The organism is Vibrio sp. 779(2023), from assembly GCF_033344285.1.
Classification (GTDB): domain Bacteria; phylum Pseudomonadota; class Gammaproteobacteria; order Enterobacterales; family Vibrionaceae; genus Vibrio; species Vibrio alginolyticus.
In genome coordinates this window covers 191,654-205,590 of the sequence record NZ_JAWPOM010000001.1, presented here as the reverse complement: position 1 = coordinate 205,590, position 13,937 = coordinate 191,654, and the positions used below count along the sequence as shown (strand labels likewise).

Sequence of the window (13,937 nt, the reverse complement as noted above, 5' to 3'; positions counted from 1 at the left end):
TTATCTGAATCAAGCTGAAGTAAGGGCTGAATATAACGTCTAATTAAAACATCTCTCCTAATTAGAACCGTCAATACAATTAAATATTTTCTTTGTTTAGGTCGCCTTTTCTTATAAGGAAATTACTTTTTCCATGGAGGAAGGCGGAACAAACAAGGTGGAAACACCACTTCCTCCCAAGAAAACAAAATAGCTTTAAACCTTTGTTTTAATTGAACTTAATATACGGCACGCATCTTGCCACTGATAATTAAACTAAGGCGTAGCATTCAAAGTATTCAAGCCAATAAGAGATGAGAGGAGCACACCTCATGAGTTCTTTAGACCCAGTAAAAATGGCAACCCAATTCGCACAATTGGACACAAACCCATTCAAAAACCGTTACCAAGCGCAAGCTAATGTGTACCAGTCACAACTGTCAGCTTTTAATAAAGTTGAAAGCGCACTACGTGATTTTCGTACTGCAATGAAAGAGATGAATAACAGCACAAACAGCATCATCAAAAACAGTGCGACACTCTCTCAAGAAGGTAACTTTACTGCAAACGCGGATGCTAAAGCGCTAACGGGTAACTATCAGATTTTTGTAGAAAAAGTGGCAACGGCGCATCAAGTATCTACAGGTATGCCTGCAGACCTTGAGGCAACGACAGAAGTACCAACAACTGGATCTTTAGAATTCACCATCAACGGTGAAACAATGAGTCTAGACTTGTCCTCCGTTGATGTTAATGGTGACGGCACTGCAACGATCAGCGATTTAGCCAGTGCGATTAACAATCACACGGATAACCCTGGCGTTAACGCCACTCTAGTTCGCTCGAATGGTCAAACACACTTTATGCTATCGAGCACTGAGACTGGTGTCGAAAATAAGATCAACGTATCTGCATCGGGTACTGGCCAAGCGTGGTTTGAAGACGCCTTCACCAACCTCAAGCAAATCAACGCTCCGCAAGATGCGGTTATGTGGCTAGGTGCAAAAGACTCAGGCCTGAAACTAACCAACGCAAGTAATACTTTTGAAGGTGTCATCGACGGTGTTGACATTACCGTATCTAAACCGCAAGCCGCGGGAGATTCGCCAATCGGTTTAAAAATTGGAGCTGATAGCGAAGGCACTAAAGAACAACTAGATAAGTTTGTGGAAACCTACAATGCCCTTGTTTCGACTATCGATCAGTACACCCAAATTGGCGGTGAAGATCAGAAACGCGGCGTGCTCGCTAGCGACTCGACATTGCGTTCTATTGAGAGTCAGTTAACGGGGTTAATCCGAGGTGAACACAATGGTATGCGCCTAAGCGAAATCGGCGTGAGCCTAGACCGCAACGGTAAAATGAAAGTTGATCAAGAAAAGTTCAAAGAAGCTCAACAAACAAACAGCGCAGGCTTAGAGGCGTTGTTTAATGGGGATGACGCTTTGCTAGATTCTCTTGACGCGATGGTAGAGCCTTTCTTGAAGTTCTCATCAGGTACCTTCAGCACGCGTAAAGACGCAATACAGTCAAGCTTAGACCGAATCAAAGATAAACAAACCAATTTAGAGCGTAAGTACGAAATGTCGTACAACCGCTATCTCAAACAATTCACTCAAATGAATTCAATTATGACCCAAATGAACCAAACCATGTCCATGTTTAATGCTCAAAAATAAGACATTTGGTTCCAAATTTAGGAGAAATATTCATGCTTATGGATTCTGGTTACGATTCGTACCAACAAGTCGATCTCGACGCTCAAGCGGCAGCAGCAAATCCACACCAATTGGTCATCATGTTAATCGATGGCCTACTCGATGAAGTTGAACGTATTCGCGGCCACCTAGCCGCAAATCGTTTGGCCGAGAAAGGGAATGGAATCAACAAATGCATGAACATCTTGATTGGACTAACAAGTGCTTTAGATGATGAAAACGGCGGTGAAATTGCGGAAAACCTACGCCAGCTGTATGACTTCTGCCAAGTCGAACTTTATTACGCTAGCGTGCAAAACGATGCAAATCGCTTGGTTAACGTTGAGCGTGTAATGGGTAACATTCGTGAAGGTTGGATGAATTTTGGACAACAAGCATAAAGTATCGCCAGAGCGATTCCGTCATTTATCTCAGCTCATCCAGTTCGCCGCAAAAACGGCCGATTGGCATGCGCTCAAGCGGTACGACTTGCAGTTGCGAGAGCTTTTGATCAGTCACAAGCCTTTTTTGAAAGATCCTAAGCTTGCACCTGAAATCCAGCGAGCGAAAACAGTGCACGCTAATGCCTTCGCAGTATTAGAGAAGTCGACCAACGAGTTGAAAAAAGAGATGAACATGGTCAATGACCATCAAGAACGCGCTATGGCCTATCAATTAGCAATGACCATGGAGCTAACTCAATGATCATACCTTCTTCAACTCAGCACTCGGGTAATTCGCCAGCTAACAATGAGGGTCACATCAAGCAAGCGAACTCGGTACACGGCTTTTCTCATGGTTTTAAATCAGGGAACAAGCAGAATGGTGAGCAAGACTTTAACTCTGCGTCAGCGGTACCGAGTTTTCACCTTACGGCCTCTACTTTGAACAGCGCAAACAAAGTACAAAGTCATGGTTTTGATACTGATGACCGCTCAGCTTCAGATCCGGATGCCAACTTGACCAGTACACTAGGGTTAACAGAATCGACTGATCTTGCAGCGCAAGCTCAAGCTTTAACCCAGGGTATGATTACCATGGCAGAGAAGCAGGCTGAGAAACTAGGAAAAGCGTCATCTTTAATGACTGCGAGCGAAGTTAAGTCTGTTACTCAAGATTCGTCTAACGCTATGTTAAACACATCATCAAAACAAGATGTGAAGCAAAGTCTGCCGACTTCATCGAGTTCGCGTTTGCCTATCTCCGGTGCTGAGTTTCAAACTCTTTTGAATCAACCTGTTCAAGGGCAACCAACCGCCTCTCTACTTCAAGCACAAGCTCCTACAACACAACCTGCACATTCACCGGTTGCGACGAGTCATGTTCAAGCTCAAGGCTCTGAGTGGGCAGCGGTGCGTGTTGATACCACTGCCGGAAAGTGGGGGGAGCAAATGATGCAAGTATTACATGATCGCGTGACGCTCCAAGCTCAACAAAATGTACAAGAAGCAAAAATCCGCCTAGACCCACCAGACTTAGGGAAATTGGATTTACTTGTACGTGTTGAAGGTGACCGATTGAGTGTCCACATCAACGCCAATGCCGCAGCAACACGAGAAGCTTTAATGCAAGTTTCGGAACGATTGCGTACTGAGTTACAAGAGCAAAACTTCGTTCATGTCGATGTCAATGTTGGCTCTGATCAAAACCAAGGTCGAAATGACCCACATGCAAACGAAGAAGACGCCAATATTTTCGCCGCACGAGAATCTGGTGCATTCCAAACCACGACAACAACTAACTATTCAGAACACTGGCTAAGCACTCAAGCTTAGTGAATCTTCGAGGAAAAAGGTTATGACCAAACAACAAATGATCGCCCTGTTTATCGCCATGATCATCACCAGTGCCCTCGTTTCGGCCGTCACAATTATGGGCGGAATCTGGTACTTAAACAAACACGCTCAAGAGTCACCTGACTCTGGTTCACTGATCGAAGACTCTCCACTGTCTTTTTTGGTCACAGAACAACCGACAAGTAAAGGTCCTAGCTTCCATCCTTTGGACAAAGTCGTTTTGACCGTTAAAGGCAAGAAACAGACTCACTTTGTGATGCTAGAACTGGCAATTGAGACACGCCGTCCAGAGCGTATCAAAGAGATCGATGAATACATGCCTATGGTACAAAACTCTCTATTAAAACTGTTTAGCGACAAAACGTTTGATCAGTTACAGCAAGCGGGTGCCATCGATATTCTGCAAGACGAAGTGAAGCAAACGCTTCTACTCGCTTTTGCTAAAACAGACATCGTCCGAGAAATCGACGATGTTTTGTTGACTAAATATGTTGTGCAATAACGGAGCACAACCATGTTAGACATGAATGTACAAGACACTTACACCACAGAAGAGGAAGTGACAACACCGTCACGACCAATTGATGAAAACGCATTGCTACAACGTCATCAGGTCATGGTAAAACGCGTAGTTAACCAGCTGCGCGTTCATGCCACTTCTCACTGTAGTATTGAAGATATGCAGCAGATAGGCCTTATCGCTCTAGTCGAGGCTGGACGCCGATATGGCGATGTTGACGATCCTCACTTTCCTGCTTTCGCCGTTTGTCGAGTTCGGGGAGCTATTTTAGACGAATTACGCCGACTAGATTGGCGTTCACGTAAGACTCGTCAACAAGCCCACGAGCTCAACGACGTGACTCGAGATCTCACTCGAACGTTAGGTCGAATGCCAACGGATGCCGAAATCATCCAGGCTTTAGGGACGAATGAGCAAGATTATTACAACCGCCAAAATGCCGCTCTCGCAGGCGAGATGCAAAGCCTTGACCAACTGATGGAGAGCAGCGGTGATAGCTACATTGGCGGGCAATACGATGGCATGGAACATGAACATATTCGTCGTAGTTTAGACAGTGCTTTGGGTAAATTACCTAAGCGCGATCAACTGCTCCTGACTCTGTTCTATCAACATGAACTCAACTTACACGAAATAGCTCTGGTATTGGATCTGACACCACCTCGTATATGTCAGCTTCACAAACAAGCGCTGAAACAACTCAACCAATTAATGTCCTCTTAGGAGTCACAAGATGCAAAAGTTTTTTGGAGTGCTCACTATCCTGGTGTGCGTCTTCGGTGGATATATGTGGGCCGGTGGTAGCTTAGGTGCTATCTGGCAGCCAGCCGAATTCCTTATCATTATTGGCGCCGCTGCTGGTTCTTTGATCATCGGTAATCCGCCTCATGTACTGAAAGAAATGCGTCGCCAAGTGCCAGCGACCATTAAAGGTCCAACAGAAGAGCATGAGTACTACATGGAATTAATGGCACTACTCAACAACTTGCTAGAGACAGCGAGAAACCGCGGATACAAGTTTCTGGATTCTCATATTGAGGCTCCGGAGCAAAGCTCTATGTTCCTCGCTTACCCGACGATCGCAGAAGATCATCGCCTAATTTCTTTCATTACTGACAATTTACGTTTAATGGCAATGGGACAGATGTCGCCTCATGAATTAGAGGGACTGCTAGAGCAAGAAATCGAAGCAATACAGAACGAAATGCTTTTACCTTCACGCTCACTACAGCGTACAGCAGAAGCACTACCTGGCTTCGGTATTCTTGCAGCAGTTGGTGGCATCATTATCACCATGCAAGCTATTGATGGCTCAATCGCTATGATTGGGTATCACGTTGCGGCAGCTCTCGTTGGTACATTCATTGGTATTTTCGGTTGTTACTGTGGCTTAGATCCACTAAGTAACGCCATGGCTCAGCGAGTAAAACGTAATATGACTGCTTTTGAGTGCGTTCGTGCAACCTTGGTTGCCTACGTAGCGAAAAAGCCGACATTGCTCGCCATTGACGCTGGTCGTAAACATATTCAGCTAGACATCAAACCAACATTCAACCAAATGGAGAAGTGGTTAGCTGAACAGGAGGGATAATGCAAAAACAAGAGCATGTAGTGTTCAAACGTGCCAAAGTATACAGCCATGATGAGTCGTCTCATGGCGGCGCGTGGAAAGTCGCGTTTGCTGACTTCATGATCGCCCTAATGGCGCTGTTTCTTGTACTTTGGGTTATGCAGGTGGTAGACAAAGAAGAGCGTAAAGCGATTGTTGCCCACTTGCATAGTTCAAGCGTATTCGACAAGAGTTACGGCAACCCATTTGATACGTCACAAAGTATTTCTCCTATCGACTTGGCACAGGACTCTTCTGTGCCAAGTAAACACAACTCCAACCATGTAGTAAGCTCTTACTTTAAAGGTGATGGGGATGGACCAGAAATTGATTCTTTGATTCCTGGTAACTTCGATACTCAAGAGCAACTTGCCGCACTAGCGAAAGTAATTGAGCAAATGACTGCCCAAATTAATGCGCAGGGAAATGTAAACGTCACGGTGACACCACAAGGTTTGCGTATCGTCCTTCAAGATGATTACAAACAGCATATGTTCAGCCGTGGTGGTGCAGAACTTACTCCTTTTTTTGAAGATTTACTGCTCGCACTAGCACCTGTATTTCATCGTGTTAACAACCCTCTGATCATCAGCGGACACACAGATGCAATTCCATTTAAAAAGCGTTTTGGTCGTCAATCTAACTGGGCGTTATCAGCCTCTCGAGCAGACGTAGCAAGAAATACGTTAGTTGAAGGCGGTATGCCGGATGATAGAGTAATGCAGGTAACGGGTATGTCAGATAGAGCGCTGCTTAATCCTGATGAGCCAGATTCTAGCGAAAACCGTCGTATTGAGCTGTTTGTTTTAACGACTCCTGCCGCTAAAGTGCTTGAGACCCTTTTTGGCAACCACCAAGAAAGCGAACTGCAAAAAGCGAAAGATAAGGCTGAATTCAACCAACCAGTCATTCGTCAAGAAGTCATCAATTACTCCGGCGATACCGCCACCAGCGAAGTAAAAATTCAAGAATTATAATCTTAAAAGGTCACCACTCTGATGGTGACCTCTCTAACCAAAGCCTCTGTTACTGTGACTTTTTAGTTGAGTTCTATATGCACATAACATCATCCGAAAAAAGAAAAAGCGACTTACTGAAGAAAGCCTTTTTATGGCTCATTGTCTTCGATTACCTTTTATTGGCGTTTTTCTTAACTCAGCTATCAAGTATGACATTAAACAGCGGAACCATGATCAGCTTGTTACTTGTAGTTTATAACGTCTTACTTGTTTCGCTATGTTTTCAACGAACCAACAAGCAGGACTCTTACATTATCTACCCTGTTTTGTCCGCAACGTTATTAGCATTTGTCTGCTTTCTTTACTTCTTTTTTTTAATTTAGCTCCCCGACTCGACCATTGATTTTACTTTTACTGCTTTTTCGAAGTGGTCGAGCTGATGAGTCTGAATCCACCACGTAGCCGCTTCCATCAACAGCTCTGGGTCGTCATTTTTATTAGCGAAAAACGCATAAAATGAGAGACCAACCAATTCACCTTTACTCGCGATCTTTTTGTCACAGACCTCTATAATTTTGTCTCTCAGCGAAGCTCTCATTTCTAATCCCTTAACCTAGTACATACTCACTAACCATACGGTTGAAAGAAATCAAATCAAACGAGCCTTTAATTTCAAAACGCACTCTTCCCACCTCACTCATGAAGAACTCGATTTCACAATCCAAATCAAAAGTACCAGAGGTCTCGATAGAAAATGCATTGATCTTACTGTAAGGCAAAGAAGTGTAATCCACTTTTGAGCCGGTAATCCCTTGCACATTTGCCGCTATCACTCGCTTGTTCGTAAACACCACTTGGTCACGAACTGTTTTAAAAACAGCGAAAATAGTCTCACCATCAATCAAGAACTTAAGGAAGTCTTCTCTGGCATTAGAAACGTCAATCGGCTTAAGCTTAAATACAGAGGAATTGTCGAAATCAATCATAATTAATCCTTTGAGTGGGCGTTAGAACGAATTATCAACGTATCAGATAGCACCACTTTTGCCTACTCGCAACGCACGTTTCTGCTTGATTCGCCCAACAACGAAGCGTCACTCACTTCCACCCTTGCATCCATTGCTCAGAGTCTTTTAGGTCTTGCCAGTTCATCTCTCGGTCGCGTTTACTCATGACTGCCTCGATGACACATCTCACAACGTTACCATCTTCATCTAGTTCCATTTCCGTCACAACAAAATGCTTCTCTTTGTTTTTAGGTGAAATTGCCGTCCATTTACTGTGCAATAGTTTCTTAGGGTGGATTCTGTTCATCGCATTGTACCAATTTAACTACCATGTTGATGTATACGACTGAATACCAAGAGAGAATCAGATTTTGTTTTTGCAAACCTACAAAAGATAAAACCGCAAAAGAGATCACTCCCTTTCGCGGCCCTAACTACAACCCGACTAGGTCTTCTGACCATTCAATCGAGGGTTTAAGTACTGACTTTGGAGCAACTGTAGCCCTTTACCGACCAGAACAATCACTACCGCGCCAATCAGGACAGGCGTGAAGAGAAAACTCCATCCCTGCCCAGACGCCATGATCAAAATTGGATTTGCACCCGCAGGTGGATGAGTGGTCTTCGTAATCAGCATCGCAGAAACACCTAGCCCCGTCGCAATCGCGAGCGTGACCGGCGTGACGTCAACATACTGGCTAAACGCAATACCGATAGATGCCGTGATGAAGTGACCAATGATCACGTTTTTTGGTTGAGCGAGAGGGCTGCTAGGCACCCCAAACACCAGTACTGCGGTAGCACCAAATGGTGCCATCAGGAGTACAACCTCCGTCAGTGATACCTCAGCGTAGGACAATACGCCAATAGCCAACGTAGCGCCAAGCCCGGCAACCAACGATAAAATTAAATTATTCATAAACACCTCAAAGTAGACCGAATTGTCTACAAAATAAAATAGACAAATCTGTCTACCTTTGTCAATATGTGTTTATGGAACTTTTTGAGGACATAGTTATGAACAAAAAGAAACAGTTATTGATCGACACAGCTTTGTCACTGTTTTACAAACAAGGCATAAACTCTATTGGCATCAATGAAGTTCTCAATGTTTCCGGCGTGGCTAAACGCACGCTATATAACCATTTTGAGAGCAAAGAAGCGCTTATCATCGCCGCATTAGAACAACGCCACCAAATATTTATGGAATGGTTGGAGGAAAAGCTTTCTTCAGCACAAACGAGCGCGGAGGTGATCGATCAGTTATTTACAGCACTCAACGGCTGGTTTCATGGCTCTGAAGAAAAGTTGGGCGAGTTTCGCGGTTGCTTTTTCATCAATACGTCCGCGGAATTCAGTGACGACAGTGGCGAGATCGCAACGTATTGCCGCTACCATAAGCAGCAAGTCAGAGAGCTAATTCAACGCTATCTCAAATCAGACAACGCTGCATTACTCGATGCCATTTGCATCATGAAAGAGGGCGCGATCACTACCGCTTACATGACGAAAGAGTACGACAACGTCACGAAAAAATGCGTGACCATTTTGCACAAGCTGTAATGCATTCAGGTATAGTCATTTGCGGATTAAGTATTCAAACCAAAGGCACCAATCGGTGCCTTTTGTTTTACTTAGTGAGTCTACTTACAGCTCGTGCTCGGTGCGTGCGATGATGTCGTCTTGCGCGTCTGGTGATAGCGCGGTGAAAAACGCTGAGTAGCCTGCAACTCGCACAACAAGATCACGATATTGTTCAGGGTTCTTCTTCGCAGCTAGCAAGGTCTCACGAGAGACGATGTTGTACTGCACGTGCCAACCTTTGTGGTGGTTGAAGAAGGTACGAATCAACATAGAAAGCTTGAGCTTATCCCCTTCAGACTCAACCGCTGCAGGGCTTAACTTCTGGTTAAGCAGCACGCCACCAAGGATCTTATTCGCTTGAATCTTACCAACCGAGTTGTACACTGCCGTTGGACCTAAACGGTCTGAGCCAGATGACGGGCTTGCACCTTCTGCCAATGGCGTTTTCGCTTTACGACCGTCTGGCGTTGCCATGGTTGAAGCACCGAATGGGACGTTTGCCGAGATACTTGATGTACCTGCGTAGTAACCGCCGCCAATTGGACCACGCCCATGACGTGTATTAACGAACTGCTCTAGCTCATCAATGTACACTTGGTACGCGTCTGCCAGTAGTTGGTCTACTGCGTCATCATCGTTACCGTATTTTGGTGCAAAGTTGATAAGACGTTGGCGAAGCTGCTCGTTCTCCATGCCGTCGAAATCTTCAGCCAATGCTTTTGCTAGCTGTTGTTGTGAGATAAGGGGTTGGGTGATTTGCGCATCATCGAAAACAAGGTGCTTGATGGCGGCTAGGCTGTTACCCAAGTTTGCGATACCGACTTGCAAGCCAGATACCCAATCGTATTTCGCGCCACCTTCTTTCACGGTTTTACCGCGAGCTAAACAGTCATCCACCAGCGTTGAACAGAATATGTCTTGCGCTTGCTGTTCAAGCACGCTGTCGACGACTGTATCAATCTCAATCGATTTACGGGTGTAATAGCGGATTTGCTCTGCCCAAGAAGCTGTCACTTGCTCAAAGTTCTCAAAGTTGCCTTTTGCTAATGACTTATCGTGCGGCAAGAAAGCTTTACCCGTTGTTGCATCCACACCTTCGTTCAATGAAGCAAGCAAGATACGAGCGAAGTTAATGAAGCTCATGCCCGTACAACGGTACCCCCATTTGCCCGGAACCGCCGTCTCGATACAGCCGATAGATGCGTAGTTGTAAGCGTCTTCTTTCTCTACGCCAAGCTTGATGAATTCAGGAATGACAATCTCATCGTTGTTGAACGCAGGCATACCGAAGCCGCACTTAATCACTTCGATACAACCCATTAAGAACTCTTGGTTCAAACCTTCGTGGTAACGCACACTTAAGTTAGGTTGCGTCGAACGTAACTGGCCACAAGATTCCAGAATCGCCCAAGAAAGTGGATTCACTGCGTCTTCTGGCTCACCCTTTTCATTCAACTTCTGACCGCCAATACACACGTTTTGGTACAGCGGAGAACCTGCGGATGCTTTCGAGTGCGCGCCAGAGCGAATCTTGTTTACTTCAAGCAGCTTCAACCAGCAGCTTTGTAAAAGCTCTAGTGCAAAGTCTTTTTCGATCGCGCCGTTTTCGATATCGCGAACATAAAATTCGTTTAGGAACTGGTCCATACGACCAAAAGAAACCGAGTGACCGTTCGATTCGATTTGTAACATCAACTGAACGAAGTAGCTCAATTGCAGTGCTTGCCAGAAGTTTTCTGGTGCGTGGTTTGCTACATGACGACAGTTTGCCGCAATGCTTTCTAACTCAGCTTTGCGCAGCGGACGCGTCTCTTCTAGCGCCATTTTTGCCGCCAATTCAGCATAGCTCACCATGTGGTCTTGAATGGCAAGCAGTACAATTTCGACCGATTTGTAGAACTGCTCTTTCTTCAAGCCTTCAAAGGTCGAAACATCATTGTTAGCACGGTGCTGACGAACATCCTCTAGCAAACCGTTCATGCCTAGCTTAAGGATTTTCTCGTTATCCACCGCTAGGTGTGCGTCACCCGAAGTCATGTTGCCTTCGGCTTTAATGATGGTGCTGGCTAAGATTTCTTGCTGCTCATCAGTAAACAAGCCATAACAACGGTCTTGAACAGTTTTACCGCGCCAGTACGGTGTGATGCTGTGAATGCTTTGCTTATCTTCTTCAGTGACCGCAAAGCCTGCACCAGGGCGGTCGGCTAGCTCATCAATTTCCGCTTCAATCCAACGTACAGTGTATTCTGGGAAAATAGGCGCAGCACGTACTTTGCTCGCTTGGTTACCGACGATTAGCTCATCGTGTTTAATCCAAATCGTACGAGTGCGTAAGTGCTCTTGCAGTGCTAACGCACGTTGGACAATCACAGGTTTGTCTTCGTTTGCTTGATAAGCACGAGTGTATGCCTCTGCACGCTCGGTACAGACAGGTGGCGTTACGATATTTACCAGTGCCGATTTGTGCGCTTTGATACGCTCAGGAAGGTAATTCAGGTCCATAGTTAACCTCTTACAATCACGTTAAGTTGGGTGTTTTCGCTTGCGTATTGCATGGCGCTTTCTAGCAGTTCTGGTTTGTTTAATGGCTTGTCAGAACACTCGTAAGGCATATCGAGCAAACGGTATTTATTGATGCCGAGCGTGTGGTACGGCAGCAAGTGAAGTTCTTGGCAGCTTTCTAGTGAAGCCGCAAAATCGATGATGTCTTTCAACTCTTCGATGGTGTCATTGAATCCCGGCACCACTGGAACGCGAATCACAATGCGTTTCGCGATAGGTGCCAGTTTTCGGAAATTGTCTTTGATGCGTTTTAGTGAACCTTTCGCCCACCTAAGAAACTTTTCTTCATCGGTGTGTTTTAAATCCGCCAACCAGCAATCAATATGCGGCGCGGCTTTTTCGACGTTCTTCCACGGCACATGCATGCACGATTCAATCGCAGTCGAGACTTGGTTGTCATGCAGACGCTGCGCGAGTTCCGCCACTAAATCGGCTTGCATGAGTGGCTCACCACCGGAGAAGGTCACGCCACCTTGGCTTTGGTCATAGAAAGGTTTGTCTTTCATCAAGGTATCGAACAGCATGTCTGATTTTGCCTCTTCACCGCAGACAGTCAGTGCTTGCGTAGGACAGACGTTTCGAAGCGCGATAAGTTGGTCTTCTTTGATGGCTTTGCGATTGATGATGATCTGGTTGTCGATGCGTTGAATACCATTACTTACCTTTTCACTACCCGTTGTGGATTGAGTTGTGGCTTGATAAGCAGAAACGCACAGTTGGCAATCTTCCATGCAGCTTCGCTGATCAAATAAGAGTGAATGCTTTTCGCTGCGACTTTCTGGGTTTTGACACCAAGGGCAAGACAAGCTGCATCCTTTAAGAAAAAGAATGGAACGAATGCCATCACCATCATGGGTAGAGAATCGTTGAATATTGAAATACATCTCTGCTTGCCTCTTGGTCTGTGCTACCGCTGTGTACCTAATTCGTTTCTTGCTGGTTAAGTCTTATGAACAGCTTTTCTTTGTTCGAACTGAAAGCTTCATTTGAGCGTTTACAAGTTTCACTTAACTTTCATTTAATGAAATTATTATAGTTTCAAATGAAATTTCAATTGATCAGAATCAAGATCTCGTTCGATTGTCAGATCTATAGTGATCCCATCATCAAAACGAAGATTTTGTTTAAGGTAGAAACCATGATCGAACTTTATTTAGATACTGCTGATGTGGCAGAAGTAAAACGCTTTAACCAGTGCCTACCGCTAAAAGGCGTGACGACAAACCCAAGCATTTTGGCGAAGTCAAAACAGGGACTGAATGAAACCCTAGCAGGCATGCAAGAAGCACTTGGCGGTACACCTCGCTTTCACGCTCAAGTCGTGAGTTCAACCGTCGAAGGCATGGTGGCAGAAGCACGCCAATTGAATGAATTGCCTTACGATATGGTGGTAAAAGTGCCAGCAACAGAAACCGGCTTAGCGGCAATTAAGCTAATGAAAAAAGAGGGAATTCAGGTTCTTGCTACCGCTATCTATTCAGCTCAACAGGGTTTCCTTACGGCACTGTGCGGTGCAGACTACCTAGCACCTTACGTAAACCGCATTGATGCGATGAACGGCAACGGTGTTGAAGTGGTCGCGGATCTTCAATTGTTGCTCGATCAAAACCAACTACCAGCGAAGATTTTGGCAGCCAGTTTCAAGAACACTCAACAAGCGATGGAAGTGATGAAACTGGGTATAGAAGCCATCACATTACCGACCGATGTGGCAGCACAAATGTTCACTCACCCAGCAGTAAAACCGGCGGTTGAGCAGTTCGATAAAGACTGGAAAGAGACGTTCGGCGATAAACTTTCATTTGAAAGCTAATTAAAAGTAGCAGCTAGATGTCTTAGTTAGGGTCTATTGAACTTTCATGGTGAGATTTTGTTCGAGATAAAAGCGTTTTAATCGCGGCGAGAGGTTTGCCGCCTAGTCATTCTAAGCAATTACCTCTCAACAAAGAGTAAAACGCTTTTAGCCGAACCCTTCGGGCAGCGTTTGTGGTTCATTTCTACTTCATTACCGGCTTATCAGTTACACCAACTACATTTCAAATGTCTCTGCCTCATATAAATTACCCACAAATAGCTGCAAAAATCAGCTTGAAAGCTCAATAGACCCTATTAATAAAGGGAGTCTTAACTCACCCTGTGCGCCGGTGAGTTTAAGATTCCCTTTTGTATCTCATATAAAGAGGTGAGGTTTACAGCAGTTCTCTATTAGTCAGTGACCAAAGGT

General features: G+C 45.0%; 17 protein-coding genes. 11 read left to right on the top strand and 6 right to left on the bottom strand.

The window, feature by feature from the left end:
* Positions 1-311 precede the first annotated feature (311 nt).
* From fliD to R8O70_RS00855, 9 genes are all read left to right on the top strand, one after another.
* Positions 312-1,658, top strand: coding sequence for a flagellar filament capping protein FliD (gene fliD / locus R8O70_RS00895; protein ID WP_258625419.1), 1,347 nt, complete (start codon positions 312-314; stop codon positions 1,656-1,658).
* A gap of 32 nt (positions 1,659-1,690) precedes the next feature.
* Positions 1,691-2,077 (top strand): flagellar export chaperone FliS, encoded by a 387-nt coding sequence (gene fliS, locus R8O70_RS00890; protein ID WP_005375014.1) that lies wholly within the window; start codon positions 1,691-1,693, stop codon positions 2,075-2,077.
* Positions 2,061-2,381 carry a hypothetical protein gene (locus R8O70_RS00885; protein WP_005375013.1) on the top strand — a complete coding sequence of 107 codons (321 nt, stop codon included), beginning with the start codon at positions 2,061-2,063 and terminating at the stop codon, positions 2,379-2,381. The genes fliS and R8O70_RS00885 overlap by 17 nt, the downstream gene beginning before the upstream one ends.
* Entirely contained in the window at positions 2,378-3,451 is a 1,074-nt protein-coding gene (locus tag R8O70_RS00880; RefSeq protein WP_005375012.1) for a flagellar hook-length control protein FliK, read from the top strand. Before R8O70_RS00885 ends, R8O70_RS00880 begins: the two co-directional genes overlap by 4 nt.
* Before the next feature lie 22 nt (positions 3,452-3,473).
* Positions 3,474-3,974, top strand: a complete 501-nt coding sequence (gene fliL, locus R8O70_RS00875; RefSeq protein ID WP_005375011.1) for a flagellar basal body-associated protein FliL — start codon at positions 3,474-3,476, stop codon at positions 3,972-3,974.
* A 12-nt stretch (positions 3,975-3,986) separates the two neighbouring features.
* Positions 3,987-4,715, top strand: coding sequence for a FliA/WhiG family RNA polymerase sigma factor (locus tag R8O70_RS00870; RefSeq protein WP_005375008.1), 729 nt, complete (start codon positions 3,987-3,989; stop codon positions 4,713-4,715).
* A 10-nt stretch (positions 4,716-4,725) separates the two neighbouring features.
* Positions 4,726-5,583 carry a flagellar motor stator protein MotA gene (gene motA / locus R8O70_RS00865; protein WP_005375006.1) on the top strand — a complete coding sequence of 286 codons (858 nt, stop codon included), beginning with the start codon at positions 4,726-4,728 and terminating at the stop codon, positions 5,581-5,583.
* Positions 5,583-6,578, top strand: coding sequence for a flagellar motor protein MotB (locus R8O70_RS00860; RefSeq protein ID WP_005375003.1), 996 nt, complete (start codon positions 5,583-5,585; stop codon positions 6,576-6,578). The genes motA and R8O70_RS00860 overlap by 1 nt, the downstream gene beginning before the upstream one ends.
* A 77-nt stretch (positions 6,579-6,655) precedes the next feature.
* On the top strand, positions 6,656-6,943 hold the full coding sequence (locus tag R8O70_RS00855; protein ID WP_005375002.1) for a hypothetical protein: 288 nt from the start codon (positions 6,656-6,658) through the stop codon (positions 6,941-6,943).
* On the opposite strand, the gene R8O70_RS00850 is transcribed toward R8O70_RS00855, so the two are convergent.
* The 4 genes from R8O70_RS00850 to R8O70_RS00835 all read right to left on the bottom strand — a co-directional run bounded on the left by R8O70_RS00850 (position 6,940) and on the right by R8O70_RS00835 (position 8,486).
* A complete protein-coding gene (locus R8O70_RS00850; RefSeq protein WP_005375001.1) occupies positions 6,940-7,158 on the bottom strand; it encodes a DUF6500 family protein in 219 nt (72 codons plus the stop codon). The genes R8O70_RS00855 and R8O70_RS00850 overlap by 4 nt on opposite strands.
* 10 nt (positions 7,159-7,168) lie before the next feature.
* Positions 7,169-7,546 carry a PH domain-containing protein gene (locus R8O70_RS00845; RefSeq protein ID WP_005375000.1) on the bottom strand — a complete coding sequence of 126 codons (378 nt, stop codon included), beginning with the start codon at positions 7,544-7,546 and terminating at the stop codon, positions 7,169-7,171.
* Positions 7,547-7,658: 112 nt separating this feature from the next.
* Positions 7,659-7,874, bottom strand: coding sequence for a TIGR02450 family Trp-rich protein (locus tag R8O70_RS00840; RefSeq protein ID WP_005374999.1), 216 nt, complete (start codon positions 7,872-7,874; stop codon positions 7,659-7,661).
* A 138-nt stretch (positions 7,875-8,012) separates the two neighbouring features.
* On the bottom strand, positions 8,013-8,486 hold the full coding sequence (locus tag R8O70_RS00835; protein ID WP_005374998.1) for an HPP family protein: 474 nt from the start codon (positions 8,484-8,486) through the stop codon (positions 8,013-8,015).
* 98 nt (positions 8,487-8,584) lie between these two features.
* On the opposite strand from R8O70_RS00835, the gene R8O70_RS00830 reads away from it, so the two are divergent.
* Positions 8,585-9,130, top strand: a complete 546-nt coding sequence (locus tag R8O70_RS00830; protein WP_005374997.1) for a TetR/AcrR family transcriptional regulator — start codon at positions 8,585-8,587, stop codon at positions 9,128-9,130.
* A gap of 84 nt (positions 9,131-9,214) precedes the next feature.
* Here R8O70_RS00830 and R8O70_RS00825 read toward each other — a convergent pair whose 3' ends face one another.
* Together R8O70_RS00825 and R8O70_RS00820 are read right to left on the bottom strand one after the other, a co-directional pair.
* A complete protein-coding gene (locus R8O70_RS00825) occupies positions 9,215-11,653 on the bottom strand; it encodes a formate C-acetyltransferase/glycerol dehydratase family glycyl radical enzyme (RefSeq protein ID WP_318183990.1) in 2,439 nt (812 codons plus the stop codon).
* A 2-nt stretch (positions 11,654-11,655) separates the two neighbouring features.
* Entirely contained in the window at positions 11,656-12,597 is a 942-nt protein-coding gene (locus tag R8O70_RS00820; protein ID WP_031778879.1) for a glycyl-radical enzyme activating protein, read from the bottom strand.
* 254 nt (positions 12,598-12,851) lie between these two features.
* Here R8O70_RS00820 and R8O70_RS00815 point away from each other — a divergent pair, with 254 nt between their 5' ends.
* Complete coding sequence (locus R8O70_RS00815; RefSeq protein ID WP_258625414.1) at positions 12,852-13,526, top strand: fructose-6-phosphate aldolase; 675 nt, start codon at positions 12,852-12,854, stop codon at positions 13,524-13,526.
* Positions 13,527-13,937: the final 411 nt, after the last annotated feature.